Origin of the sequence: Pseudomonas sp. lyk4-TYG-107 (assembly GCF_030209055.1) — a bacterium.
GTDB classification, from domain to species: Bacteria; Pseudomonadota; Gammaproteobacteria; order Pseudomonadales; family Pseudomonadaceae; genus Aquipseudomonas; species Aquipseudomonas putida_A.
Genome location: NZ_JARVST010000035.1, coordinates 33,893 through 59,765 on the forward strand (window position 1 = coordinate 33,893; position 25,873 = coordinate 59,765).

At 60.1% G+C, this 25,873-nt stretch carries 23 protein-coding genes, 4 tRNA genes and 1 pseudogene; 15 read left to right on the top strand and 13 right to left on the bottom strand.

What is annotated here, in order from left to right:
- Positions 1-21 precede the first annotated feature (21 nt).
- The 5 genes from acs (at position 22) to QRN61_RS26015 (ending at position 7,514) form a co-directional block, all read left to right on the top strand.
- Complete coding sequence (gene acs / locus QRN61_RS25995; protein ID WP_285376147.1) at positions 22-1,959, top strand: acetate--CoA ligase; 1,938 nt, start codon at positions 22-24, stop codon at positions 1,957-1,959.
- A gap of 51 nt (positions 1,960-2,010) precedes the next feature.
- Entirely contained in the window at positions 2,011-2,883 is an 873-nt protein-coding gene (locus QRN61_RS26000) for an oxygenase MpaB family protein (RefSeq protein WP_247269212.1), read from the top strand.
- Between the two features lie 150 nt (positions 2,884-3,033).
- Positions 3,034-4,050 (top strand): class I SAM-dependent rRNA methyltransferase, encoded by a 1,017-nt coding sequence (locus QRN61_RS26005; protein WP_285376151.1) that lies wholly within the window; start codon positions 3,034-3,036, stop codon positions 4,048-4,050.
- Between the two features lie 219 nt (positions 4,051-4,269).
- Positions 4,270-7,218: a DUF748 domain-containing protein gene (locus QRN61_RS26010; protein ID WP_285376152.1), complete on the top strand. Its 2,949-nt coding sequence runs from the start codon at positions 4,270-4,272 to the stop codon at positions 7,216-7,218.
- Complete coding sequence (locus tag QRN61_RS26015; RefSeq protein WP_285376250.1) at positions 7,218-7,514, top strand: DUF2845 domain-containing protein; 297 nt, start codon at positions 7,218-7,220, stop codon at positions 7,512-7,514. Before QRN61_RS26010 ends, QRN61_RS26015 begins: the two co-directional genes overlap by 1 nt.
- A gap of 271 nt (positions 7,515-7,785) precedes the next feature.
- Here QRN61_RS26015 and QRN61_RS26020 read toward each other — a convergent pair whose 3' ends face one another.
- Both QRN61_RS26020 and QRN61_RS26025 read right to left on the bottom strand, forming a co-directional pair.
- The gene (locus QRN61_RS26020; protein WP_007963876.1) at positions 7,786-8,142 is read right to left on the bottom strand and encodes a BON domain-containing protein; all 357 of its coding nucleotides are present in this window, start codon (positions 8,140-8,142) and stop codon (positions 7,786-7,788) included.
- 295 nt (positions 8,143-8,437) lie between these two features.
- The gene (locus QRN61_RS26025) at positions 8,438-8,878 is read right to left on the bottom strand and encodes a pilin (protein WP_027614108.1); all 441 of its coding nucleotides are present in this window, start codon (positions 8,876-8,878) and stop codon (positions 8,438-8,440) included.
- Between the two features lie 228 nt (positions 8,879-9,106).
- On the opposite strand from QRN61_RS26025, the gene pilB reads away from it, so the two are divergent.
- From pilB to yacG, 5 genes are read left to right on the top strand one after another with little or no spacing between them, the layout of a single operon-like run.
- Complete coding sequence (gene pilB, locus QRN61_RS26030; protein WP_285376154.1) at positions 9,107-10,807, top strand: type IV-A pilus assembly ATPase PilB; 1,701 nt, start codon at positions 9,107-9,109, stop codon at positions 10,805-10,807.
- A gap of 2 nt (positions 10,808-10,809) precedes the next feature.
- Positions 10,810-12,027, top strand: a complete 1,218-nt coding sequence (locus tag QRN61_RS26035) for a type II secretion system F family protein (protein WP_096795218.1) — start codon at positions 10,810-10,812, stop codon at positions 12,025-12,027.
- A 1-nt stretch (position 12,028) separates the two neighbouring features.
- The gene (locus QRN61_RS26040) at positions 12,029-12,901 is read left to right on the top strand and encodes a prepilin peptidase (RefSeq protein WP_096795219.1); all 873 of its coding nucleotides are present in this window, start codon (positions 12,029-12,031) and stop codon (positions 12,899-12,901) included.
- Positions 12,898-13,521 carry a dephospho-CoA kinase gene (gene coaE / locus QRN61_RS26045; protein ID WP_096795220.1) on the top strand — a complete coding sequence of 208 codons (624 nt, stop codon included), beginning with the start codon at positions 12,898-12,900 and terminating at the stop codon, positions 13,519-13,521. The genes QRN61_RS26040 and coaE overlap by 4 nt, the downstream gene beginning before the upstream one ends.
- Complete coding sequence (yacG, locus tag QRN61_RS26050) at positions 13,518-13,715, top strand: DNA gyrase inhibitor YacG (RefSeq protein ID WP_003228296.1); 198 nt, start codon at positions 13,518-13,520, stop codon at positions 13,713-13,715. Before coaE ends, yacG begins: the two co-directional genes overlap by 4 nt.
- A 6-nt stretch (positions 13,716-13,721) precedes the next feature.
- Here yacG and QRN61_RS26055 read toward each other — a convergent pair whose 3' ends face one another.
- Positions 13,722-13,937: a hypothetical protein gene (locus QRN61_RS26055; protein ID WP_003228298.1), complete on the bottom strand. Its 216-nt coding sequence runs from the start codon at positions 13,935-13,937 to the stop codon at positions 13,722-13,724.
- A gap of 65 nt (positions 13,938-14,002) precedes the next feature.
- Positions 14,003-14,692 (bottom strand): energy-coupling factor ABC transporter permease, encoded by a 690-nt coding sequence (locus QRN61_RS26060; protein ID WP_183786030.1) that lies wholly within the window; start codon positions 14,690-14,692, stop codon positions 14,003-14,005.
- Between the two features lie 117 nt (positions 14,693-14,809).
- Between QRN61_RS26060 and QRN61_RS26065 the strand changes: the two genes are divergently transcribed.
- The 4 genes from QRN61_RS26065 (at position 14,810) to QRN61_RS26080 (ending at position 17,547) form a co-directional block, all read left to right on the top strand.
- A complete protein-coding gene (locus QRN61_RS26065; RefSeq protein WP_025108806.1) occupies positions 14,810-15,436 on the top strand; it encodes a DUF1780 domain-containing protein in 627 nt (208 codons plus the stop codon).
- On the top strand, positions 15,433-15,960 hold the full coding sequence (locus QRN61_RS26070; RefSeq protein ID WP_096795222.1) for an MOSC domain-containing protein: 528 nt from the start codon (positions 15,433-15,435) through the stop codon (positions 15,958-15,960). The genes QRN61_RS26065 and QRN61_RS26070 overlap by 4 nt, the downstream gene beginning before the upstream one ends.
- 51 nt (positions 15,961-16,011) lie before the next feature.
- A complete protein-coding gene (locus tag QRN61_RS26075; RefSeq protein ID WP_003228304.1) occupies positions 16,012-16,185 on the top strand; it encodes a DUF3094 family protein in 174 nt (57 codons plus the stop codon).
- A 63-nt stretch (positions 16,186-16,248) separates the two neighbouring features.
- Positions 16,249-17,547, top strand: a complete 1,299-nt coding sequence (locus QRN61_RS26080; RefSeq protein ID WP_285376161.1) for an NAD(P)/FAD-dependent oxidoreductase — start codon at positions 16,249-16,251, stop codon at positions 17,545-17,547.
- A 151-nt stretch (positions 17,548-17,698) separates the two neighbouring features.
- Here the strand turns inward: QRN61_RS26080 and QRN61_RS27835 are convergent, their stop codons facing one another.
- The 9 genes and pseudogenes from QRN61_RS27835 to rluD form a co-directional block, all read right to left on the bottom strand.
- Complete coding sequence (locus QRN61_RS27835) at positions 17,699-18,562, bottom strand: methyl-accepting chemotaxis protein (RefSeq protein ID WP_373558108.1); 864 nt, start codon at positions 18,560-18,562, stop codon at positions 17,699-17,701.
- Positions 18,554-19,324, bottom strand: a pseudogene (locus QRN61_RS27840) (MCP four helix bundle domain-containing protein); the annotation flags it as partial. The pseudogene QRN61_RS27840 and the gene QRN61_RS27835, both read right to left, overlap by 9 nt.
- Positions 19,325-19,486: 162 nt before the next feature.
- Positions 19,487-19,563, bottom strand: a tRNA-Pro gene (locus QRN61_RS26090).
- A gap of 97 nt (positions 19,564-19,660) precedes the next feature.
- Positions 19,661-19,736: transfer RNA gene (locus tag QRN61_RS26095), tRNA-Lys, on the bottom strand.
- Between the two features lie 5 nt (positions 19,737-19,741).
- Positions 19,742-19,818 (bottom strand) — tRNA-Pro (locus QRN61_RS26100).
- Positions 19,819-19,827: 9 nt separating this feature from the next.
- Positions 19,828-19,903 (bottom strand) — tRNA-Asn (locus QRN61_RS26105).
- Positions 19,904-20,199: 296 nt separating this feature from the next.
- Positions 20,200-22,764, bottom strand: a complete 2,565-nt coding sequence (clpB, locus tag QRN61_RS26110) for an ATP-dependent chaperone ClpB (RefSeq protein ID WP_285376165.1) — start codon at positions 22,762-22,764, stop codon at positions 20,200-20,202.
- Positions 22,765-22,894: 130 nt separating this feature from the next.
- Positions 22,895-23,617: a peptidoglycan editing factor PgeF gene (pgeF, locus tag QRN61_RS26115; RefSeq protein ID WP_097089232.1), complete on the bottom strand. Its 723-nt coding sequence runs from the start codon at positions 23,615-23,617 to the stop codon at positions 22,895-22,897.
- Entirely contained in the window at positions 23,614-24,576 is a 963-nt protein-coding gene (gene rluD, locus QRN61_RS26120) for a 23S rRNA pseudouridine(1911/1915/1917) synthase RluD (protein ID WP_007963852.1), read from the bottom strand. Before rluD ends, pgeF begins: the two co-directional genes overlap by 4 nt.
- Before the next feature lie 150 nt (positions 24,577-24,726).
- Between rluD and QRN61_RS26125 the strand changes: the two genes are divergently transcribed.
- On the top strand, positions 24,727-25,749 hold the full coding sequence (locus QRN61_RS26125) for an outer membrane protein assembly factor BamD (protein ID WP_027612809.1): 1,023 nt from the start codon (positions 24,727-24,729) through the stop codon (positions 25,747-25,749).
- The last annotated feature ends 124 nt before the right edge of the window (positions 25,750-25,873 follow it).

The window sequence follows — 25,873 nt, forward strand, 5'->3', positions numbered from 1 at the left end:
CAACAAGAATAAGGAACCGTCATGTTCGATATCAGCACGTTCCCCAAAGCCGATGCCGTCCGCCGGGCTGCGCAGTTGAGTCAGGACGACTACAAGCGTCTGTACCGCGAATCGATTGAACACCCCAGCGCCTTCTGGGCCGAACAGGCCACCCGCTTCCTCGACTGGAGCACACCGTGGCAGACCGTTCAGCGTTACGACCTGAAAACCGGTGAAGCGTCCTGGTTTGCCGGCGGCCAACTGAACGTCAGTTACAACTGCATCGACCGCCACCTCGCCCAGCGCGGCGAGCAGACCGCGATCCTCTGGGAAGGCGACGACCCTGCCGAATCAGCGCAGATCACCTACAAAAAACTTCACCATCACGTCTGCCGCCTGGCCAATGTGCTGAAAAGCCGTGGGGTGAAAAAAGGTGATCGGGTGTGCATCTACATGCCGATGATCCCCGAGGCGGCCTACGCCATGCTCGCCTGCGCGCGAATCGGCGCGATTCACTCGGTGGTGTTTGGCGGTTTCTCCCCGGACTCATTGCGTGACCGCATTCTCGACGCCGACTGCCGCACGGTGATCACCGCCGATGAAGGCGTACGCGGCGGCAAGTTCGTGCCACTCAAGCACAACGTCGACAAGGCCCTGCAAAACTGCCCGGACGTCAGCACCGTCGTTGTAGTCGAGCGCAGCCAAGGCAAAGTCGATTGGGTCGAAGGCCGTGACCTCTGGTATCACCAGGCCGTGCGCGACGTCAGCGATGATTGCCCGCCTGAGCCGATGGACGCCGAGGATCCGCTGTTCATCCTCTACACCTCCGGCAGCACCGGCAAACCCAAAGGCGTGCTGCACACCACCGGCGGCTACCTGCTGCAGGCGGCGATGACCTTCAAATACGTGCTCGATTACCGCGATGGCGAAGTGTTCTGGTGCACCGCCGACGTCGGCTGGGTGACCGGCCACAGCTACATCGTCTACGGCCCGCTGGCCAACGGCGCGACCACGCTGATCTTCGAAGGCGTGCCAAGTTATCCGAGCACTTCGCGCTTTTGGCAGGTGATCGACAAACACAAAGTGAACATCTTCTACACCGCACCGACCGCCCTGCGTGCGCTGATGCGCGAAGGTGCCGGGCCGCTGCAGGAAACGTCGCGCCAAAGCCTCAGATTGCTCGGCAGTGTCGGTGAGCCAATCAACCCGGAAGCGTGGGAATGGTATTTCAACGTGGTCGGCGAGCAGCGCTGCCCAATTGTCGATACCTGGTGGCAGACCGAAACCGGCGGCATCATGCTCAGCCCGCTGGTCAGTGCGCAACGAATCAAGCCGGGTTGCGCCACGCAGCCGATGTTCGGCGTGCAACCGGTGCTGCTCGACGAGCACGGCAAGGAAATCAAAGGCGCCGGCAGCGGCGTGCTGGCGATCAAATCCAGTTGGCCGGCGCAGATCCGCAGCGTCTACGGCGATCCGCAAAGAATGGTCGACACCTATTTCAAACCCTACCCCGGCTATTACTTCACCGGTGACGGCGCACGCCGCGACGAGGACGGCGATTACTGGATTACCGGGCGCATCGACGACGTGATCAACGTCTCCGGCCACCGCATCGGCACCGCCGAAGTGGAAAGCGCGCTGGTGCTGCACGACAGCATCGCCGAGGCCGCCGTGGTCGGTTACCCGCACGATGTCAAAGGCCAGGGCATCTACGCCTTCGTCACCCCCATGAACGGCGTCGAGCCGAGCGATGAGCTGAAGAAAGAACTGCTGGCCCACGTCAGCAAGGAAATCGGCAGCTTCGCCAAACCGGACCTGATCCAGTGGGCGCCGGCCTTGCCGAAAACCCGTTCAGGCAAGATCATGCGGCGGATCCTGCGCAAAATCGCCTGCAACGAACTCGACAGCCTCGGCGACACCTCGACCCTGGCCGACCCGAGCGTAGTACAAGGGTTGATCGACAAACGCCTGAATCAGTAACGTCCCCGGCGCGGTCAACCGGCCGCGCCCGTCCACCACCAATGAGTTGTCATGGAATTCATCCGCAGCCGCATCGAAAACCAACTCATGAGCCTGACCGGGCTGTCCCTCGGTCAGCTCGACCTGGAAAACCCCAAGGGCGATCCCGGGCTGTTCGGGCCGAACTCGGTCAGTTGGCAAGTGCATGGCGATTTCAGCAGCATGCTGATCGGCGGCATCAGCGCGTTGTTGCTGCAAGCCCTGCATCCGCTGGCGCTGGCCGGGGTCTGGGACCATTCGAATTTTCGTCAGGACATGCTCGGACGTTTGCGCCGCACCAGTCAGTTTGTCTCCGGCACCACCTTCGGCTCGCGCCGCGACGCCGAATGGCTGATCGACAAAGTGCGCACCATTCACCTGCAAGTGGTCGGTACCGCACCGGATGGCCGGCCGTATGCCGCCAGCGATCCGGACCTGCTGACCTGGGTGCATGTGGCCGAGGTCAGTCACTTTCTTGCCGCGCATCTGCGTTACCGCAACCCGCATTTGTCGGCGGCGGATCAGGATCGTTACTACGCGGAAATCGCCGTGGTCGCCGAGCGCCTGGGTGCGCGGGACGTGCCGAAATCGCGGCAGGCCGTGGCCGACTATCTGCAACGCATGCGCCCGCAATTGCTCTGTGATGAACGCAGCCGCGAAGTTCTGCGCCTGCTGCTCGACGCCCCGGCTCCGAGCGTTCTCGCGCGGCCGTTTGGTGACCTGATGATGAAGGCCGGCATCGACCTGTTGCCGGAGTGGGCCAGCGCCATGTTCGGCATACGGCAGAATCCGCTGCAACGCCAGTTGATCCGCGCCAGCGTCAAGCGCAGCGCGCCGATGCTGCGCTGGGCGATGCGCAACGGTTCGGTGCAGCGGGCCAAGCGGCGGATGGGAGTGCTGACCTGAAAAGCTTCGCGAGCAAGCCCGCTCCCACAGGGAATCCATGGTGTAAATCAGCCCCCTTGTGGGAGCGGGCTTGCTCGCGAAGGGCTTAACTCGGTTGCCCGCCAAACTGCTAAACTCTCGCGCCCCCATTCTCACCAGCAAGGCGCACGCATGTCTTCCTTGAATCAGGCGCTGCGCGCCGCCCTCGATAAACGCCAGAACCTGCTCGCTGAGCTGCACAGCCAGGGCACCGATTGCTATCGGCTGTTCCACGGCAGCCAGGAAGGCGCCGGTGGCCTGACCGTTGACCGCTACGGCCCGCAATTGCTGGTGCAGAGTTTTCACCAGACCCTGGAGCGTGACGACCTGCTGCAACTGCACACCATGGTCAATCAGACCCTGGGCTTTGAAACTCTGCTGGTCTACAACGACCGCTCCCGCGGCAACTCGCGCATCGATCGCGAAGACAGCGTCTACAAGGCCGACGACGCCGCGCTGGCGGATCTGGTCGGCCACGAATGGGGCCTGAACTATCGCGTGCGCGGGCGGCATGCCGGGCAGGATCCGCTGCTGTTCCTCGACCTGCGCAACACTCGCGGCTGGGTCAAGGATCACGCCAAGGGTAAAAGTGTGCTCAACCTCTTTGCCTACACCTGTGGCGTCGGCCTGAGTGCCGCTGCCGGTGGTGCGCGCGAGGTGTGCAATCTGGATTTCGCCGAGGGCAATCTGGCGGTCGGCCGGGAAAACGGTCTGCTCAACCCGCAATTGCCCGAGATGCAATTTATCCAGTCCGATTATTTCCCGGCGATCCGTCAGCTCGCCGGCCTGCCGATCAGCCAGCGACGCGGGCAGAAGCTGCCGAGCTATCAGCGCCTCGACCAGCGCCAATACGATCTGGTGCTGCTCGACCCGCCCGCTTGGGCCAAGAGCGCCTTCGGCACCGTCGACCTGCTGCGCGACTATCAGAGCCTGCTCAAGCCGGCGCTGCTGACCACCGCTGACAACGGCGTGCTGATCTGCTGCAACAACCTGGCAAAAGTCAGCATGGACGACTGGCGCGAACAGGTTCTGCGTTGCGCCGAGAAAGCCGGGCGACCGGTGCGCGAATGGAGCGTGATGACTCCGGGCGCGGATTTCCCGTCGCTGGACCAACAGCCACCGCTGAAAACCCTGATCCTGCAGTTGTAACCCTCCTCTGCGGCTGACAGCTGCCCACTGTGGGAGCGAGCCTGCTCGCGAAAGCGGTGTATCAGCCACCAGATAGGGTGACTGATAGAACGCCTTCGCGAGCAGGCTCGCTCCCACAGGGTTTTGTGTTGCTGCAGAACAATCTGAACAATCCTGCACCCCACGAGGTACTTCGGAACCAGAATCGCGTGCCATACTCCAAGGCACTCCGATTCAGAGATGACGCCGCACATGCCCAAAGGATTGATTCGCGCGATTGGCGCCTTGTTGACTGCTCTGGCCCTCTACAGCCTGCTGGGGTTTCTGATTTTGCCGGGCATCGCCCTGCGCATCGCCAACCAGCAACTGGCGAACTACGCCACGGTGCCGGCGCATATCCAGCGCATCGAACTCAATCCGTTCAGCCTTGAAGTCACCCTGTGGGGGCTGGTCGTCGGTGAGCCGGGCAAGGAGCAAGTCGGCTTCGAGCGGCTGTACGCCAACCTGCAACTCGACAGCCTGTGGACCAAAGCGCTGCACTTGGCCGATATCGAGCTGGACAAGCCCAAGACCGAAATCCTCTTCGCCAAGGACGGCCAGCTCAATCTGCTGGGCCTGTTCAAAATTCCCGCCAGCGAACCGACCCCGGCCGATCCGAATGCCAAGCCGTTCCCGCTGCGCATCGATCGCATCCAGCTGGCCGGTGGCAACGTACATTTCCAGGACGCGCGGCCGAGTGAACCGATCGAGTTCATCTACGACAAACTCGACTTCGAGCTGAAAAACCTCAGCACCCTCCCCGACGATAACGCCGATATGACCCTGGTCGCCGCCGGCCCGGCCGGTGGGCAGATCGACTGGAAAGGCAACTTCAGCCTGATCCCGTTCACCTCCGAAGGCACCTTGAAAGTCACCGACGGCAAGATGAAATCCTTCTGGCCTTACGTGCGTGACGCGCTGCCGCTGGTACTCGAAGACGGCGTGCTGAATCTCAGCACCGAGTACAAACTGAATCTGTCGAAAGAAACCGAACTGCTGTTGAACAACGTCGCGGTGAACATTGCGCCGTTCGCGATCAAGGCGCCGGACGGCCGCCCGCTGGCAAAACTTGAACGCCTCGACGTCAGCGAAACCTCGCTGGACCTGGCCAAACAGCAAGTGGTGGTCGGCAAGATCCGCAGCAACAAACTGGAAACCTGGGCCGCGCTCGAAGCCGACGGCCAACTCGACTGGCAGAAACTGTTCGCCAGCCAGCCATCGAAACCTGCCGCCAAGGCCGCCGCCGAACCCAAGACCACTCCGGCCGCCGCCGACTCGCCGAAAGCGCCGGCCGCGCCGAGCAAGCCCTGGCAAGTGCTGCTCAAAGACGTCCAGCTACGCAACTACACCGTGCATCTCGCCGACCGTTCGGCCAACCCGCCGGTGGCGCTGGATGTGACGCCGCTGAACATTGATCTGCAGGATTTCGACAGCCTCAACGGTTCGCCCTTCAAGGTCAGGCTCGACAGCGGCTTGGGCAAACAAGGCAAGATCAACGCCGATGGCGTGGTCAACCTCGCGCCGGTCACCGCCCAGCTCAATGTGAAAACCCAGGACATCGACCTGCGGGTTGCACAGTCCTACATCAATCCGTTCATTCGCCTTGAGCTGCGCAGCGGCATGCTCGGCAGCGACCTCAAGGTCAACCTCAAGAGCACCGCCCCCCTGGCACTCGGCGTGACCGGGCGCGCGCAGATCGATCAACTGCACACCCTCGACACCCTGAAAACCCGCGACTTCCTCAAGTGGCAGCAAGTGGTGGTTGAAGGCATCAACTATCAACACGGTGACAGCCTGTCGATCGACAAGGTCAACCTGTTCCAGCCCTATGTGCGTTTCATGATCAACGATGACCGCACCACCAACATCGACGACCTGCTGATCCCGCAGCCCGCCGACAATGGTGCGAAAACCGCAGCGGCGAAACCGGCCAGTAAAGACAAACCACTGGGCATTCACATCGGCGCGATTGCGATCAACGACGGCTCGGCCAACTTCGCCGACTTCAGCCTGACGCCGAATTTCGCTACGGCGGTCCAACAGCTCAACGGCCAGATCGGCACCATCGACAGTCGTCAGGCGAAACCGGCCAGCGTCGACATCAAGGGCAAGGTCGACCGCTATGCCCCGGTGACCATCAAAGGCGCGGTCAATCCATTCGACCCGATGGCCAGCCTCGACATCGCCACCAGTTTCAAACGCGTCGAGCTGACTACCCTGACCCCGTATTCCGGCAAGTTCGCCGGTTACCGCATCCGCAAGGGCCGGCTCAACCTCGACCTGCATTACCTGATCACCAAGGGCCAGTTGAAGGCTGAAAACAAAGTGGTGGTCGAGCAACTGCAACTCGGTGAAAAAGTCGACAGCCCGGATGCCGTGAGCCTGCCGCTGAAACTGGCGATTGCCCTGCTCAAGGACGTCGATGGCAAGATTTCCATCGAACTGCCGGTGACCGGCGACCTCAACAACCCGCAGTTCAGCGTGATGCCGATTGTCTGGCAGACCCTGCGCAACCTGATCGTCAAGGCCGCCGCCGCACCGTTCAAGATGATTGGCGGGCTGATCAACGGTGGCGGCTCCGAAGACCTCGGTACCGTGTCCTTTGCTGCGGGCTCAAGCGATTTGAGCAAGGATGCCGAAGCAGCGCTGGATAAACTGTCCCAAGCCCTTAAGGAACGTCCAGCCCTGCGTCTGGAAATCGAAGGCACTGCCGCACAGAGCAGCGACGGCCCGTTGATTGCCGAGCAGCGTCTGGAGCGCGAATACCAGTACAACTACTACAAGATGCTCCAGCGCCGTGGTGACAAGGTGCCGGCCCAGGCTTCCCTGTTGCAAGTGCCGGAGAACGAGAAAGGCCCGCTGCTCGAAGGCATCTACCGCACACGTCTGAAAACCCAGCCACCGGCCGAATGGAAGGATCTGGGCAAAGAAGAACGCACGGCGAAAATGCGTGATGGTGTGATCAAGTTCTGGAGTTCCAGCGATGTACTGCTGCGGCAGCTGGGTCAGGAACGCGCCAGCAGCATCAAGGACTATCTGGTCGACAAAGGTCAACTGGCCGATGATCGGGTGTACTTCATTGATGCCAATCTCGGCGAAGCCGAGAGCGATGGTCGGGTCGTGACGCAAATGCACCTGGACGCCGAATGATGAACCACAAATGGCGGGTTGCGCTGACGCTGCTGCTCGTCGCCAGCCCTGCGCTGGCCTCCGACACGCTGCGCTGCGGCAGCCAACTGGTCAGTCTCGGCGACCGCGCCAGCGAAGTACTGCAGAAGTGTGGCGAACCCGTGAGCCGCGATGTCCTCGGCTACAAGCGCAGCGTCAATCGCCGCGAAGAATTTCAGGTCGAGGAATGGACCTACGGCCCGAGCAACGGCATGTATCAATACCTGCGCTTTGAAGGCAATCGTCTGCGGCAGATCAACAGCAAGCGCGGTAACTGAACCACAACCTATATCCCTGTGGGAGCGGGCTTGCTCGCGAATGCGGTGGGTCAGTTGATGAATATGCCCTGCTGACACACCGCATTCGCGAGCAAGCCCGCTCCCACATTTCGTTTTTTATCACCTGAAAATAGAACAGGCCCCGACACAAGTGCCGGGGCCTGTAATGGTCACATCCGTGTGACCGTTCGCATGAACTCTAAAGTTGCGGCAGACGTATTGCTCGGCCCGTCTGTCGCGTCTTCTCCCGGTCCAGGCGAGAAGTCATGCCTTACTCGGCTTTCAGGCCGTCAGCGGAGACCGCTTTGACGCCTTTGATTTTCTTGGTGATGTTCACAGCGGTGGTTTTCTGAGCTTCGGTGACAGCGACGTCAGAAGACAGGGAAACCACACCCTTGTTGGTTTCGACTTTGATATCGGTACCAGGAATGCCTTTTTCGGTTACCAGGTCGCTTTTGACTTTGGTAGTGATCCAGGTATCGGAAGTAGCTTCTTTAGCCTTGGTCATTTCACCAGCAGCCAGAGTCATTGGAGCCTGAGTAGCCTGGGTGGATTGTGCGAAAGCACCGGAAGCCATGGTCAGGGTCAGCGCGGTAGCAGCAGCGGCAGTGATAGCGAACTTCTTCATACGAGTAACTCCTGTTTTTCTGGAAAGTCTGCTGGTTGTCTTGTCAGCAGGGTTACTGGGTATATTGCGAAGGCTGTGCCAACTTTTCGAAACGCAATAAATCGTTGCAAATCAAATAGTTACGAATTCAGCAAATTTTCAAAATCATGCAATTTGCATGACAAGTGCATTATCGACATGCAAGTTGCGGCTTTTCGGAAAGTTCCTAACACGCTGAAATTCTTGAAGCTTTTTCCAGTGCCAAAACACAAAAAAATGCCCCGCAAAGCAGGGCATTTTCCTTCAGACCATCGCATCAAGTGCCGCTGGCGGTGCAGCCTTTTGGCGAATAGTCAGCATTGACTGTTGTGGCGCAGGTCCACACACCAGAGGTGTTGCCTGTTGCGGCACCCGAACGGCTGAGTGTGATGGTTTTGCCCAATACCGGACCCGGTGCGTTCACCAATGTGCAAGTAATCGAGCCGGCACCGGTCGAGGCAGTTCCCGACGCCGCCAGCGTGCAGTTGGAGGTAGTGGCTGAAGCGCCCCCCGCCACCAGTGTCAGCGTAGGGTCAGTACCTTGATTAATGGTGTCCTCGAACGGCACCTTCAGCGCACTGATTTCGGCCAGACCTGCCGTCACTTTCGAACGCGCCTGGTATTTTGAGTATTGCGGCAAGGCGATGGTCGCCAGAATCCCGATGATCGCCACCACGATCAGCAGCTCGATCAGAGTGAAACCTTTTTGGTTGTTCATAGACAGGCTCTCCATGCATGAGTCGGAATCTCATGATCTGCAAAGGGCTCAGCATAGGCCGTGCCAACCGCTTGCAGACCCCGCACGTTCGGCATAAAGGTGCCGTGTCGCGCTTTCCTACAACCTGTAACCGCACTATCTGACACTTTTTGTCACCTGTACCGGGCGTGTTTGGCGCTGTCACTTGACTAGGCTATAAGTCATGAACTGTCAGCATCCGGAATCCCCATGAATGACATCGCTCTGAGCGGTCTGGCCAAGCAATTGGTGCAGGCCGAACTGCTTACGGAAAAAAGCGCCCAGCAGGCCTGGCAACAGGCGCAGCGCAATCGGCTGTCGCTGGTCAGCTACCTGGTGCAGAACAAACTGGTGAAGAGCTCACAGGTGGCCGAGATCGCTTCCGAGCATTTCGGTATGGCCTTCATGGACCTCAATTGCCTGGACAAGGAAACCCAGCCCAAAGGCCTGGTCAGTGAAAAACTGGTGCGCCAGCATCACGCCCTGCCCTTGTGGCGCCGTGGCAACAAGCTGTTCGTGGGCATTTCCGACCCGAGCAATCATCAGGCGATCAATGACATTCAGTTCAGCACCGGGCTGAGCACCGAAGCCATTCTGGTGGAGGACGACAAGCTCACCGAGGCCATCGAGAAATTCTTCGACACCCACGCCAGCGGCCTCGAAGAAATGGCCGACGTCGATCTCGACGGCGTGGATGTCGAGTCCGTCGACGACAGCCGCCAGGACGCCATTGGCGGACTCGACGCCGATGACGCGCCGGTCGTGCGTTTCGTGCACAAGATGCTGCTCGACGCGATCAAGAGTGGCTCCTCTGATCTGCACTTCGAACCTTACGAAAAGACCTTCCGGGTGCGGGTGCGCACCGATGGCATGCTGCGCGAGGTGGCCAAACCGCCGATCCAGTTGGCCGGGCGAATCGCCGCACGCCTGAAAGTCATGGCCAGCCTGGACATCTCGGAACGCCGCAAACCCCAGGACGGGCGGATCAAGATGCGCCTGTCGAAGACCAAGTCCATCGACTTCCGGGTCAACACCCTGCCGACCCTGTGGGGCGAAAAAGTGGTGATCCGGATCCTCGATCCGTCCAGCGCGCAGATCGGCATCGATGCATTGGGCTACGAACCGGCACAGAAAGACCTGTACATGGCCGCGCTCAAGCAGCCCCAAGGGATGATTCTGGTTACCGGGCCTACGGGTTCGGGGAAAACCGTATCGCTGTACACCGGCCTGAATATTCTCAACACCGTCGACATCAACATTTCCACCGCCGAAGACCCGGTGGAAATCAACATGGAAGGCATCAACCAGGTCAACGTCAATCCGAAACAGGGGCTGGATTTTGCTCAGGCCCTGCGTTCGTTTCTGCGGCAGGATCCGGACGTGATCATGGTCGGGGAAATCCGCGACCTGGAAACCGCCGAAATCGCGATCAAGGCTGCGCAGACCGGCCACCTGGTGCTGTCCACGCTGCACACCAACAGCGCCGCCGAAACCCTGACCCGTCTGCACAACATGGGCATTCCCGGGTTCAACATCGCCACCTCGGTCAGCCTGATCATCGCCCAGCGCCTGGCGCGCAAGCTGTGCAGCCACTGCAAGAAACCGATCGAGATCCCCCGCGAAACACTGATCAAGGAAGGTTTCCCGCCGGAACAGATCGGCAGTTTCACGATCTATGAGCCGGTCGGTTGCGACCTCTGCAACGGCGGCTACAAGGGACGCGTGGGGATTTACGAAGTGGTGAAAAACACTCCTGATCTGCAACGGCTGATCATGGCCGAAGGCAATTCGCTGGAAATCGACAGCCAGATGCGTCGCGACGGCTTCGACGACCTGCGCACCTCCGGCCTGCACAAGGCCATGCAAGGCATCACCAGCCTGGAAGAAATCAACCGGGTCACCAAGGACTGAACATGGCGGTCAAGGCAGCGAAAATCAGCATCTACGCCTGGGAAGGCACGGATCGCAAAGGCAGCAAAGTCACGGGCGAGTTGAGCGGGCAGAACCCCGCGCTGATCAAGGCCCAACTGCGCAAGCAAGGAATCAATCCGGGCAAGGTACGCAAGAAATCCACCTCCCTGCTCAGCCTCGGCAAACGCATCAAGGCCCAGGACATCGCCCTGTTCACCCGGCAGATGGCAACCATGATGAAGGCCGGCGTACCGCTGTTGCAGTCGTTCGACATCATTGGCGAAGGCTTCGACAACCCGGCGATGCGCAAACTGGTAGACGAGGTGAAGCAGGAAGTGGCCGCCGGCAACAGCTTCGCCGCCGCATTGCGCAAGAAACCGCAGTATTTCGATGAGCTGTATTGCAACCTGGTGGATGCCGGCGAGCAATCCGGCGCCCTCGATACGTTGCTTGAGCGGGTCGCGACCTATAAGGAAAAAAGCGAAGCGCTCAAGGCCAAGATCAAGAAAGCCCTGACCTACCCCAGCGCCGTGGTGCTGGTGGCAATGGTCGTCACCGGGATTCTGCTGGTAAAAGTGGTGCCGCAGTTTCAATCGGTATTTTCCGGCTTCGGCGCCGAATTGCCGGCCTTCACCCTGATGGTAATCAGTATCTCGGAGTTCATGCAGCAATGGTGGTGGGCGGTGCTTGGTGCGCTGATCGCGGCGGTGTTCGGCATCCGCCATGCGCTGAAGAAATCCCAGGCCTTGCGCGACCGCAAAGACACCTGGCTGCTGAAGCTGCCGCTGGTGGGCACGCTGATGTACAAATCGGCGGTGGCGCGATTCGCCCGCACCCTGTCGACTACCTTTGCCGCTGGCGTACCGCTGGTGGAGGCACTGGATTCGGTGGCGGGTGCCACCGGTAACGTGGTGTTCAAACGCGCGGTGCTGCGCATCCGTCAGGACGTCGCCACCGGCATGCAGCTGAATTTCTCGATGCGCAGCACCGGAGTCTTCCCGAACATGGCGGTGCAGATGACCGCCATCGGTGAGGAATCGGGCGCGCTGGATGACATGCTCGACAAGGTCGCCGGTTTTTATGAAGAGGAAGTGGATAACATGGTCGACAACCTCACCAGCCTGATGGAGCCGTTCGTCATGGTGGTGCTCGGGGTCATCGTCGGCGGGCTGGTCGTGGCCATGTACCTGCCGATCTTCCAGCTTGGCTCAGCGATCTGACATGCCTATCGACGAACTCTTCAGTCTGTATCCGCTGGCCTTTGTGTGCACCGCCCTGCTGCTGGGTCTGGTGGTCGGTAGTTTTCTCAATGTACTGGTCTGGCGCCTGCCGAAAATGCTCGAGCGCGATTGGCGCCAGCAGGCGCAGGACGTCCTCGGCCTGCCAAGCGAAACGCCACTGCCGACCTACAACCTGATGCTGCCGCACTCCCAGTGCCCACACTGCGGCCACCGGATTCGGGCTTGGGAAAACATTCCGCTGCTCAGTTACCTGGTGCTGCGCGGACGCTGTTCGGCGTGTGCCGCGCCCATCAGCAAACGTTATCCTCTGACCGAACTGGCCTGCGGCCTGCTCTCGGCATTCGTCGCCTGGCATCTGGGGTTCGGCTGGCCGGCTGGTCTGTTGATCGTCCTCACTTGGGGGCTGCTGGCGATGAGCCTGATCGACACCGAACATCAACTGCTGCCCGATGTGCTGGTGTTGCCGTTGTTGTGGCTGGGGTTGATCGTCAACAGTTTCGGGTTGTTCGTCTCGCTGCACGCGGCATTGTGGGGTGCGGTGGCCGGTTACATGGCGCTGTGGTCAGTGTTCTGGCTGTTCAAGCTGCTGACCGGCAAGGACGGCATCGGCCACGGCGATTTCAAGCTGCTGGCGCTGCTCGGGGCCTGGGGCGGCTGGCAGATTCTGCCGCTGACGATCCTGCTGTCATCGCTGGTGGGGGCGATTGTCGGGGTGGTTCTACTGCGTCTGCGTGAGCAGAAAACCTCGACGCCGATGCCCTTCGGCCCGTATCTGGCAATTGCCGGCTGGATTGCCTTGCTTTGGGGTGGTCAAATAACCGACTTCTATTGGCAGTTTGTCGGTTTGAAATGAATACCCCTGTGGAAAAACCCTGGATTCTCGGCCTGACCGGCGGCATCGGCAGCGGCAAAAGCGCCGCGGCCCAGCACTTCATCGATCTCGGGATCCATGTGGTCGACGCCGACCACGCGGCGCGCTGGGTGGTCGAGCCGGGGCGTCCGGCACTGGCGAAGATTGCTGAACACTTCGGTTCCGGTGTCCTGCAAGCCGATGGCACGCTGGACCGTGCGGCCCTGCGCAAATTGATCTTTGAAGTGCCTGAAGAACGCCGCTGGCTCGAAGCCCTGCTGCATCCGTTGATCGCCGAGGAAATCGCGCACCATCTGGCGCTGGCAAAATCGCCTTACGCGATTCTGGTTTCACCGTTGCTGATCGAATCCGGGCAGTACGCGATGACTCAAAGAATTCTGGTGATCGATGCCCCGCAACAACTGCAGATCGAACGCACCTTGCAGCGTGACCAGACCAGCGAACAGCAGGTCCAGGCGATCCTCAAGGCCCAGTCCAGCCGTGAAGACCGCGTGAGCCGTGCCGATGATGTGGTCGTCAACGACCGCGACCTCGCCTGGTTGCACAGCGAAGTCGAGCGCCTGCATCACTTTTACCTGACTTTATCCGGAGGCCAGTCATGAGCCCTACAACCGTCGAATGCCCAACCTGCGGCGCCCCCGTGGAATTTACCCCCGAGAACAAATTCCGCCCGTTCTGCTCCGATCGCTGCAAGCTGATCGACCTCGGCGCCTGGGCGTCCGAAGAGCACAAGATTCCGGTCGCCCCGGATGCCGAAGACGAAATGTTCTCCGGCGATTTCGACCCGCGTCACTGATCGCGATCAGGGCCGCATGAAGCCGTAGTCCTGATCGTCGTCGAGGTTTTCCGCGAGAAAGCGCAACTCGTCGGCCAGGTCTTCGGCGTTGCGCACCGTCTTGCTCTGTTGCACCACCGCGCTGAGCAAGGCGCGCAGACTCAGGCCCGGATCGAAGCCCACCTCCAGCGCCATGTCCAGACTCTGCCGCGTCTCCTGCCTCGCCCACTCGTAAACACTCATGCCGCTGCTCCTGAAGGAATTTGGCCGAGCATGAAATGCCGCGTGGATGACGGATTTGATGTGGATCAAGACTTGGGATCGTCGTCCTTCCACGGCGCCGAAAGGTAGCGGGTGCGGTTGAAGGTTTCCAGCCACTCGGGGCTGAACACCACCAGCGCGCTGATCACCATGCCGTTGATGAACGCTTCGGGAAAGATCAGCAGCCACAGGTAGCCGATGAAGTCTTCCAGCCATTCCGGCATGGCAAACAGGCCGTCGTACCACAGCAGGCCCAGACTCAGCGTCAGACACAGCAATGCGGACAACGCTGCGGCAAAGAACCCGGAACAGAAGATGTACACAAACGGATTACGCGGCTGGGCGCGCTCGACCACCATCGCCACGCACTCGGTGATCAACACCGGCAACAGGATCAGCAACGTACCGTTGACCCCGACCGCCGCCAGATCCTGACGTCCGAGCAACACCAGCCCGAGCTGCGCCACCAGCCCGCCGATGATCGCCAGCGGCCAGTCGAGCAGCAACGTCACGGCGGTCATGCCGATGAAGTGATAAGAAACCCCGGTGTCGAAATCCCTGCGCACCATCCACAGCAGAAACAAGGCGAACACAGTGCCGAACAGCAGATGCTGACGACGACTGTCGCTGAACAACTCGACCCACGGCGCACGACAGATCGCCCACAACAGCACCGGCAGGTAAATCAGCCAGCCGAGTGTCAGGCTCGTCGAGGACAGCAGTTCTGCACCGATCATGAATCCCTTACCTTCTCCATGGGTTTGATTCCTTCATCGGAGTCTACACCGCCCTCTTCCGGGCATCAGCCGATGCAAAGCTTTCTGCTTGTCGCATTTGAACGCTAAGCTTGGCCTATGGATGACTCAGATTACTTACGCCTGCTGACCATTGCGGCCGAGCAAGCCAACGCGTTCCTGTCCAATGCCCGCAAATGGGAGCGTGAGCGTTGGGTCTGCCAGCGCCTGCTGCAAGGCTTGAACATTCCCTACCGTGTCGATGAGTTCGCCCCCGCCGGCGAGCCGCCGGACGTGCTGTTTCGCGATGCCAATTTCGAAGTGTTCTTCGTTCTCGATGAAGGCCGCCGGCTCAACGACGAATGGCGCGATGAACTGCAACGCCGCCGCAGTGCGTTTTCCCTCAGCCAGTTGGTGCGTCGTGAAGCCAAGCCACGGCGGATCCCGGCCAATGAATTCTTACTGCGACTGGCGCCGACCTTGCGCAAAAAAGCGCACAACTACAAGGAACGCGGCATGGATCTGGGCGAACTGGACATCATCGCCTTCGCCAGCCTCAAGCGCGAAGTGCTGGACCTCAACAGCCATTTTCCACCACCGACCGAGTATCTGCGTCAGGGTTGGCGCTCGCTGTCGCTGGTCGGCCCGACCTTCGCCCGGGTGCTGTTCGCCCATCCCGATGCGCCGGACTTTCTGCGCAGCAACCTCGGTCGCAGTATCGTCTTCGATGTCGGGATCAGCCTGTGACGCCGCTGCAGCAGTTGATTGCCGACGTCCCGCAGACTGGCCGCGTACGCTGGATCGGCGTGCGCCCCGAGTCTCGCGGCCCGATGATCGAGCTAGACGCGGTCGAGGCACGGCTCGAAGCCGGATTGACCGGTGACCACGCCCGCCCCGGCGTGCGCAACGCGCGGCAAGTAACGTTGATTCAGTTCGAACACCTGGCCGTGATCAGCGCGTTGATGGGCCGGCCTGAAGATCAACCCGTGAGGCCTGAAGACCTGCGGCGCAATCTGGTCATCAGCGGTATCAATCTGTTTAGTCTCAAGGGTCGGCGCTTTCGCATCGGTCAGGCAATATTCGAGACCACCGGTTGGTGCCAGCCCTGTGCGCGCCTGCAAAACAACCTCGGTCCCGGCACCTTTCAAGCGGTGCGCGGGCATGGCGGAATAACCGCGCGGGTGTTACAAAGCGGGATCATTCGCCTCGACGACGGTGTGTCTGTCGAACCGGTTCCGGACAGCGGCTATGCTGCGTTCAACCCCGGTTGAAAACCGCTGTAGCTTCTGCACATTCAGCAACGTCTACCTGACGAGGCCTTTATGACCAGCCGCCTGAACCCCGAAGACCAAAAGCATGTCGAAGAGTACCTGCAACTGTCCCAACACCGTGTCGAGCGCCGGCCTTTTCGGCCGTGGATGCTCCTGGTGCTGGTGCTGGCAGTGACCATTGGTCTGGGCCTGCTGAGCCGACTTATCAGTTACCTGACGCTATGAGCAGCATTGCGCTCGCGAAGGTGATTGCACCGATTTCCTTTAAAAACCTTGCGAGTGATCCCTATGTCCCATCGTATTGTTATTGTCGGCGGCGGCGCCGGCGGTCTGGAGTTGGCTACCCGTCTGGGTAAGACTCTGGGCAAGCGCGGCACGGCCAGTGTGATGCTGGTCGACGCGAACCTCACGCACATCTGGAAGCCCCTGCTGCACGAAGTGGCCGCCGGATCGCTGAACTCTTCCGAGGATGAACTCAACTATGTTGCCCAGGCGAAATGGAACCACTTCGAGTTCCAGCTGGGACGCATGAGCGGGCTCGATCGCGCGCAGAAGAAAATCCAGCTGGCCGCCACCTACGACGAAAACGGCGTGGAACTGGTTCCTGCGCGTGAAGTGGCCTACGACACGCTAGTGATCAGCGTCGGCAGCACCACCAACGATTTCGGCACCCAGGGCGCAGCGCAGCACTGCCTGTTCCTCGACACCCGCAAACAGGCCGAACGCTTCCACCAGCAGTTGCTCAACCACTACCTGCGCGCGCATGCCGGGCAGACCGATGTGATCGAGCAGATCAGTGTGGCGATCGTCGGGGCCGGCGCCACGGGTGTCGAGCTGGCGGCAGAACTGCACAATGCCGCACACGAACTGGCGGCCTACGGTCTGGACCGAATCAAACCGGAAAACATGCACATCACCCTGATCGAAGCCGGCCCACGGGTGTTGCCAGCCCTGCCGGAGCGCATCAGCGGCCCGGTGCACAAGACTCTGGAGAAACTCGGGGTCAATGTGATGACCAACGCTTCGGTCAGCGAAGTGACCGCCGACAGCCTGATCACCGCCGATGGCAACGTGATCAAGGCCAGCCTGAAAGTCTGGGCCGCCGGCATTCGCGCGCCGGGTTTCCTCAAGGACATCGACGGTCTGGAAACCAACCGTATCAATCAACTGCAAGTGCTGCCGACGTTGCAGACCACCCGCGACGAAAACATTTTCGCCTTCGGTGACTGCGCCGCCTGCCCGCAACCGGGTTCGGATCGCAACGTGCCGCCGCGTGCGCAAGCCGCGCACCAACAGGCGTCGTTGCTGGCCAAGTCGCTGAAGCTGCGTATCGAAGGCAAAACCCTGCCGGAGTACAAGTACACCGACTACGGCTCGCTGATTTCGCTGTCGCGTTTTTCGGCTGTGGGTAACTTGATGGGTAACCTGACCGGCAGTGTGATGCTGGAGGGCTGGCTGGCGCGGATGTTTTACGTGTCGCTGTACCGCATGCACCAGATGGCACTGTACGGACCGTTCCGCACGGCGATGCTGATGCTGGGCAGCAAGATCGGCCGCGGCACCGAGCCACGCTTGAAGCTGCATTGATCTAAAACTGTGGGAGCGGGCTTGCTCGCGAAGAGGTCGTGTCATTCAACATTCATGTCGACTGATACACCGCTTTCGCGAGCAAGCCCGCTCCCACACTGTTCTGCGCAGCTCAAAAATCCAGCTCACTCCTGCAATCGATCTCTGCACATCAGAGCTGGAAGCGCCGCACCATGCCTTGCAGCGCGTTGGCCAGTTGCGACAGTTGGTGACTCGACGCGCTGGTCTGATCGGCTCCCGCTGCGGAACGGACTGACAGGTCGCGAATATTCACCAGATTACGATCCACTTCCCGCGCGACTTGCGCCTGCTCCTCCGCCGCACTGGCAATCACCAGATTGCGCTCATGAATCTCATGCACTGACGCGGTGATGGTTTCCAGCGCCTCCCCCGCGCGCTCGGCCAACGCCAGCGTGGATGTGGCCCGCGCAGCGCTGGCCTGCATCGAATCCAGCGCCAGGCTTGAACCGGTGCGCATGCCCTGCACCATCTGCTCGATCTCCTGCGTCGATTGCTGAGTGCGATAGGCCAGCGCCCGCACCTCATCGGCAACCACCGCAAAACCGCGTCCGCTCTCCCCTGCGCGTGCTGCCTCAATGGCCGCGTTGAGCGCAAGCAGGTTGGTCTGCTCGGCAATCGCACGGATCACATCCAGCACTTTGCCGATGTCTTGCGACTGGTTGGCCAGCGATTGCACCAATTCGCCGGTGTGCTGCACATCGCTGGCCAGTGCATTGATCGCCGATGCGGTGTCGCTGACCCGCGCCTGCCCCAGTTGCGCCGACTCACTGGATTGGCGGGTGGCATCGGACGTCGACACCGCGTTGCGCGCGACTTCTTCAACCGCCGTGGTCATTTCATTGACCGCCGTGGCGGCCTGTTCGATTTCGTTGTTCTGCTGCTGCAGGCCTTGTGTGCTGTCGAGCGTTACCGCGTTGAGCTCATCGGCAGCGGTGGCCAATTGCGTGGCCGAACCGCTGATGCCTTGCAGCGTTTCCCGCAGGTTCTGCTGCATGGTTGCCAGCGCCTTGAGCAAACGGCTGACTTCATCGTTACCGTGGGTTTCGATCGGTCGGGTCAGGTCGCCTTGGGCCACACTTTCGGCAGCGCTGACGGCCGTGCTCAACGGACGAATGATGCTGCGGGTGAGCAACATGGCCAGCGCCACCGTGGCCAGCGCCGCCAGCGCGATGAACAGACTGACGATGGTGCGTGAGGTCTGGTAGTGGTCAGCGGATTTCTGGCTCTCCGCAGCAACCTGTTTGGCGAACAGATCTGCCAGGTCATTGAGCTGCTTGCCGGAGCCGTCGACCACGGTTTTCATATCAACCAGCAACAATTTGGTCAGTTCGTCACGCTGGCCTTGATCGGCCAGGGTGAAGGATTGCGCGATGCCGGTGCGATACGCGGCGAAGGTTGTTTTGAACTGGTCATAGAGCTGCTGGCCTTCCGGCGTGGTGACCAGTTTGTCGTAGGCGGCGATCTTCTCGCTCAGCTCCTTGTCGCGGGTATCCATCTGGCTGCGGTAAGTCGCGACGTTCTTCGGATCCTGATCAAGCGCCATGCGCAGGGAAATCGTGCGGATCCGCAACATCAGCTCGCGAATCTCGTCACCGCCGCGAATGCTCGGCAACCACTGGCTCTCGACCGCGACCTCACTGTCACGGATGCTCGACATCTGCCCCAAGGCGAATACCCCAAGCAGCGCCACCAGGACCGCGATCAGGGCAAAACCCAATGCGGCACGTGGTGCAATATTCAACTGACGAAGCAACATGACGGACGCCCTTATTCTTGTATTGGCCAGATTGAAGGGGCGAACAGCGGCAGTCCCCTCTCGTTAGCGGGCTATCGGCAAGTTGTACGATGACTTGAAGGGAATTGTCTTTCGCGAGGACAAAAAAAATCCCCGTATCTTTCGATACGAGGATTTTTAATATGGTCGGGGTAAGGGGATTCGAACTCCTGACATCCTGCTCCCAAAGCAGGCGCGCTACCGGACTGCGCTATACCCCGGTAAAAAAAAGGCGACCTTTCAAAGATCGCCTTCTTCGATCAGCGCTTTTGGCCTCTGATCTTAAGATTCGATCCCAGTGTTACCTGGTTTCAAAAATGGTGGGTCGTGTGGGATTCGAACCTACGACCAATTGGTTAAAAGCCAACTGCTCTACCAACTGAGCTAACGACCCAAAAATGGTCGGGGTAAGGGGATTCGAACTCCTGACATCCTGCTCCCAAAGCAGGCGCGCTACCGGACTGCGCTATACCCCGGCTTGAAATTGGCTCCGTGACCAGGACTCGAACCTGGGACCCAATGATTAACAGTCATTTGCTCTACCGACTGAGCTATCACGGAACTACATATTTCAATTTACAACGGTGAAACTTACAGCTCTTAGACTTCCGTTCGCATCGCTGCGTTCGTGTGTCTGAGGCGCGCTATTCTACAACCTAGAACACCTCTGTCAACCCCCTAAATCGCTTTCAAGTTAATGATTTGCAACTTATTTCAGATTTCAGCTCAGTGAGCTGAGATGCTGCGGGTGACTGACTGCGGGGCGCACTTTACAAGCCTTTTCCTTAGACTTCAACAGCCTAACGAAAAAAAGGCCTCGCAAAGCGAGGCCTTCCTTATTTCATTGGCGTTGCCGCTCAGTCGAAAACGATTTCGTCGTTCACGACCTTGCCGGTTGCCGTATCGCCCGGCATGAAATGCCCCGACAGGATCAACTGCGCCAACGGGTTTTCGATCCAGCGCTGGATCGCACGTTTGAGTGGACGTGCGCCATAAACCGGGTCGTAACCCACGGCAATCAGCTTGTCCATCGCTTCCGGACTCAGTTCCAGCTTCAGCTCGCGCTCGGCCAGACGACTGCGCAGACGGCCCAACTGGATCTCGGTAATCCCCGCGATCTGATCCCGCGCCAGTGGCTCGAAGATCACCACTTCGTCGACCCGGTTGATGAACTCGGGACGGAAGTGCGACGTCAGCGCGTCCATCACCGCTGCACGCTGGGCCTCACGATCACCGACCAGTTCCTGGATCTGCGACGAACCGAGGTTCGAGGTCATGACGATCACGGTATTGCGGAAATCCACCGTGCGTCCGTGGCTGTCGGTCAGCCGTCCATCCTCAAGCACTTGCAGCAGGATGTTGAATACATCCGGATGCGCCTTCTCGACCTCGTCCAGCAGGATCACCGAGTAAGGCTTGCGACGTACCGCTTCGGTCAGGTAACCGCCCTCCTCGTAACCCACGTAGCCTGGTGGCGCCCCGATCAGCCGCGCCACGGAATGTTTCTCCATGAACTCGGACATGTCGATCCGCACCATTGCCTCTTCGGTATCAAAGAGGAATTCGGCCAGCGCCTTGCACAGCTCGGTTTTACCGACACCGGTCGGGCCGAGGAACATGAACGAGCCGCTCGGACGATTCGGATCCGCCAGTCCGGCACGCGAGCGCCGTACCGCGTTGGCGACCGCGACCACCGCCTCGTCCTGACCAATCACACGCTGATGCAACAGGCTTTCCATCTTCATCAGCTTGTCGCGCTCGCCTTCGAGCATTTTCGACACCGGAATACCGGTCCACTTCGAAACGACTTCGGCGATTTCCTCTTCGGTCACCTTGCTGCGCAGCAGCTGGTTTTCGCTCTTGCCGTGCTGATCGACCATTTGCAGGCTGCGTTCCAGATCCGGGATCACCCCGTACTGCAATTCGGCCATGCGGTTGAGGTCGCCTTTACGGCGCGCCGCTTCCAGCTCCTGACGCGACTGCTCGATCTTCTGCTGAATCTGCGCCGAACCCTGCACCTCGGCTTTTTCCGAGTTCCAGATTTCTTCCAGATCCGAATATTCACGCTCGAGGCGGACGATTTCTTCCTGGAGTTTTTCCAGGCGTTTCATCGCCGCTTCATCGCTTTCTTTCTTCAGGGCCTGAGATTCAACCTTGAGCTGAATCAGGCGACGCTCCAGACGATCCAGCACTTCCGGCTTGGAGTCGATCTCCATGCGAATACGGCTGGCGGCCTCGTCAATCAGGTCGATGGCCTTGTCCGGCAACTGCCGGTCAGTGATGTAACGATGGCTGAGCTTGGCCGCGGCGATGATCGCGCCGTCGGTGATCGCCACTTTATGGTGAACCTCATAACGCTCCTTGAGGCCACGCAGAATGGCGATGGTGTCTTCTTCGCTCGGCTCGTCCACCAGCACTTTCTGGAAACGCCGTTCGAGGGCCGCATCCTTCTCTATATATTGGCGGTACTCGTTGAGCGTGGTAGCGCCGACGCAGTGCAGCTCACCGCGCGCCAGTGCCGGTTTGAGCATGTTGCCGGCATCCATCGAGCCTTCGCCCTTACCCGCGCCGACCATGGTGTGCAGCTCGTCGATGAACAGAATGATCTGCCCTTCCTGCTTCGACAGTTCGTTGAGCAGCGCTTTCAGGCGTTCCTCGAACTCACCGCGATACTTGGCACCGGCAATCAGCGCGCCCATGTCCAGCGACAGCAGACGTTTGCCCTTGAGGCCGTCCGGCACTTCGCCGTTGATGATGCGCTGGGCCAGACCTTCGGCAATCGCGGTTTTACCCACGCCAGGTTCACCGATCAGCACCGGGTTGTTCTTGGTGCGACGCTGCAGAACCTGAATGGTGCGGCGAATTTCGTCGTCACGGCCGATCACCGGATCGAGCTTGCCGTCTTCGGCGCGCTTGGTCAGGTCGACGGTGTATTTGTCCAGCGCCTGACGCGACTCTTCGTGGTTGGCGTCATTCACCGCCTCACCACCGCGCAGGTTGTTGATCGCGTTTTCCAGGGCTTTCTTGCTCACGCCCTGGCCGAGCAGCAATTTGCCGAGCTTGCTGTTCTCGTCCATCGCGGCGAGCAGCACCAGCTCGCTGGAAATGAACTGGTCGCCCTTCTGCTGGGCCAGACGATCAGCCTGATTGAGCAGGCGCGCCAGATCCTGCGACATGTTGACGTCGCCGGTCGGGTTCTGGATTTTCGGTAATTGGTCGAGCTCTTTGGTCAGCTCTTTGCGCAAGCTGTTGACGTCGAAGCCGACTTGCATCAACAGGGGTTTGATCGAACCACCCTGCTGTTCAAGCATGGCTTGCATCAAATGCGCCGGCTCGATGGCCGGATGATCGTGGCCAACGGCCAGGGATTGGGCGTCGGACAACGCCAACTGTAATTTGCTGGTTAAACGGTCTATACGCATGGGTCACCTTCCTTTTGAGCAGGCCGGACCTAAAAACCATCCTGAATAAAGAAACCTGCCAGATACCACTGTAGATGCGGTCGATTCTGGGAGATTCAAGCGTCAGCGAGTTGATTCAGGTCAGGCAAGTCTAGCGGGTGAGCCAGACAAGGGAGGCGAAACGGCCAGTGCGCGACGCACGGCGGTAAGAAAAGAAGCGTGGATCGGTCACAGTGCAGAAACCGCCGCCATAAACCGCAGTGACACCCCGTTCAGCCAGACGCAGGCGCGCCAGCAGATAGATGTCAGCCATGAACTTGCCAGCATTGTGGCTGGGGGCGAAGGCGGATGCCGCTTCCGGCAATTGATTGACGAAGACTTCGCGGACTTCCGGGCCGACTTCAAAGGCCTTCGGGCCAATGGCCGGACCGAGCCAGACCAGTACGTCCGCCGCAGCGGTGTCGAGATGATCGAGAGTGGCTTCCAGTACGCCCGCCGCCAAACCGCGCCAACCAGCGTGAGCCGCCGCGACGCGAGTACCGGCACGGTTGCAGAACAACGCCGGCAGGCAATCTGCGGTCATCGCCGTGCAGGCAATCCCGGGAGTCGCCGTCCAACTGGCATCGGCGGTGGCAACCACGCCCGGATCAGCATGAGCCACGGCAGTCCCGTGTACTTGCTGCAACCAGGCAGGCTTTATCGAGAAGTGTTCGGTCAGACGCCGACGATTCTCGGCGACTGCTTCCGGGCGATCATCGACATGATCGCCCAGATTGAGGCTGTCGAACGGCGCCTCGCTGACACCCCCCTCGCGGGTGGTGACACAGGCGCTGACGCTGGCCGGCGCAGGCCAGTCCGGCGTCAGCCAGTTCATCCGACGAATGCCTCGCGATCCTGCTTGAGCAGGGTCAGCAGCCAGACGAAATCTTCCGGCAGCGGCGATTCCCAGCTCATGCGCTCACCAGTGGTCGGATGATCCAGCTCAAGGAAGCGCGCGTGCAGGGCCTGACGCGGGAAGTGCTTGAGCGACTCGACCATGGTCGGGTTCGCGGCTGGCGGAATGCGGAAACGACCACCGTACGCCGGGTCGCCGACCAACGGGAAGTTGATGTGCGACATGTGCACACGAATCTGGTGGGTCCGGCCGGTTTCCAGTTTGACCCGCACATGCGTGTGGGACCGGAAACGCTCCAGCACGCGGTAATGACTGACGGCCGGCTTGCCGCCTTCCATCACTGCCATGCGCTGGCGCTGCTGACCATGACGGCCGATCGGGGCGTTGATCTTGCCCCCGGCGGTCACGACACCGATCACGATGCACTCGTAGATCCGGCTGACGCTGCGGCTTTGCAGCTGGGCAACAAGCTTGGTCTGCGCCTGAATGGTCTTGGCCACCACCATCAGACCGGTGGTGTCCTTGTCCAGGCGGTGCACGATACCGGCGCGCGGGACATTGATGATGTCCGGCACGTGGTGCAGCAAGGCATTGAGCAAGGTGCCATCAGCGTGGCCGGCAGCCGGGTGCACCACCAGGCCCGCAGGCTTGTTGATCACCAGGATGTCGTCGTCTTCATAAACGATGTCGAGCTCGATGTCCTGGGCGATCCACTCGCCCTGGGCTTCCTGCTCGGCAGTCAGCTCAAGAATGGCACCGCCATGCACGATGTCGCGCGGGCGGATGACCGCCCCGTCCACAGTCAGGCGACCTTCTTTGATCCAGGCGGAAAGGCGCGAGCGTGAGTGCTCAGCGAAGAGTTGGGCGGCGACTTGATCGAGGCGTTGGCCGCCCAAATCGGACGGCACCTCTGCGCGAAGTTCAATTTTATCGGACATGCTCTGACTGGCGTCGGCACAGCCTTTGGTTTCGGCTGCGCGCTTGTGGTTAAATACGGCGTCTTTTGCCCCGAGGCTTTTCAACGGGGCGCTCATCATAACAGGACGGCCCCGCCCAAGACAGCGGCCGTCATAGGGACGCAAGCCGCCATGCAAGTGAAACACCTGCTGCTGATCGCCATCCTCGCATTGACCGCTGCTTGCTCATCGAAGGAAGTCGTAGACGAAAACCTCAGCGAAGCCGAGCTGTATCAGCAGGCTCAGACTGACCTGGACAACAACAGCTACACCAGCGCCACAGCCAAGCTGAAGGCCCTGGAGTCGCGTTATCCGTTCGGTCGCTACGCCGATCAGGCACAGCTGGAGTTGATCTACGCCAACTACAAGAACGCCGAGCCGGAAGCTGCAAAGTCCGCCGCCGAGCGTTTCATTCGTTTGCATCCGCAGCATCCGAACGTGGATTACGCGTACTACTTGAAAGGTCTGACCTCTTTCGACCAGGACGTCGGCCTGCTGGCGCGTTTCCTGCCGCTGGACATGACCAAGCGTGACCCCGGCGCTGCCCGCGACTCGTACAACGAGTTCGCGCAGCTGACCAGCCGCTACCCGAACAGCCGCTACGCACCGGACGCCAAGCAGCGCATGATTTACCTGCGCAACCTGCTGGCGGCCTACGAAATCCACGTAGCCGACTACTACCTGACTCGTCAGGCCTACGTCGCCGCCGCCAACCGTGGCCGTTATGTAGTGGAAAACTTCCAGGAAACCCCATCGGTCGGCGACGGCCTGGCGGTGATGACCGAGGCTTACCAGCGTCTGCACCTGGACGATCTGGCCGCCACCAGTCTGGAAACCCTGAAGCTCAACTACCCGAACCACCCAAGCCTGCAGGACGGTCAGTTCGTGCCATCGGTCGCCGAAGCCGACAACCGCTCGTTCCTGAGCAAGGCGACGCTGGGTCTGATCGAATCGCGTCCACCGCTGCCGCCGGGAGAAACCCGCGCCAACCAGGACGTGCAGAAGCAGTTCCAGGACGCGAAAGACGCAATCCCGAACGAGCTCAAGCCTAAAGACGAAAACGGTGACGTGATCGAGGAAGAACATCACGAGGCTGAAGGCAACAACGATGACCGTTCGTGGTTCAGCTACATGACCTTCGGCGTGTTCGACTGATCACACCGGGCGTTACAAAAAAGGGAGATCTGCGGATCTCCCTTTTTCATGGCTGCGCATTAATAGTCTGTGCGCTTGCCGGCGCCTTGGCTAAACTGCCGAATCATTAGCCGAAAAGCCGCCC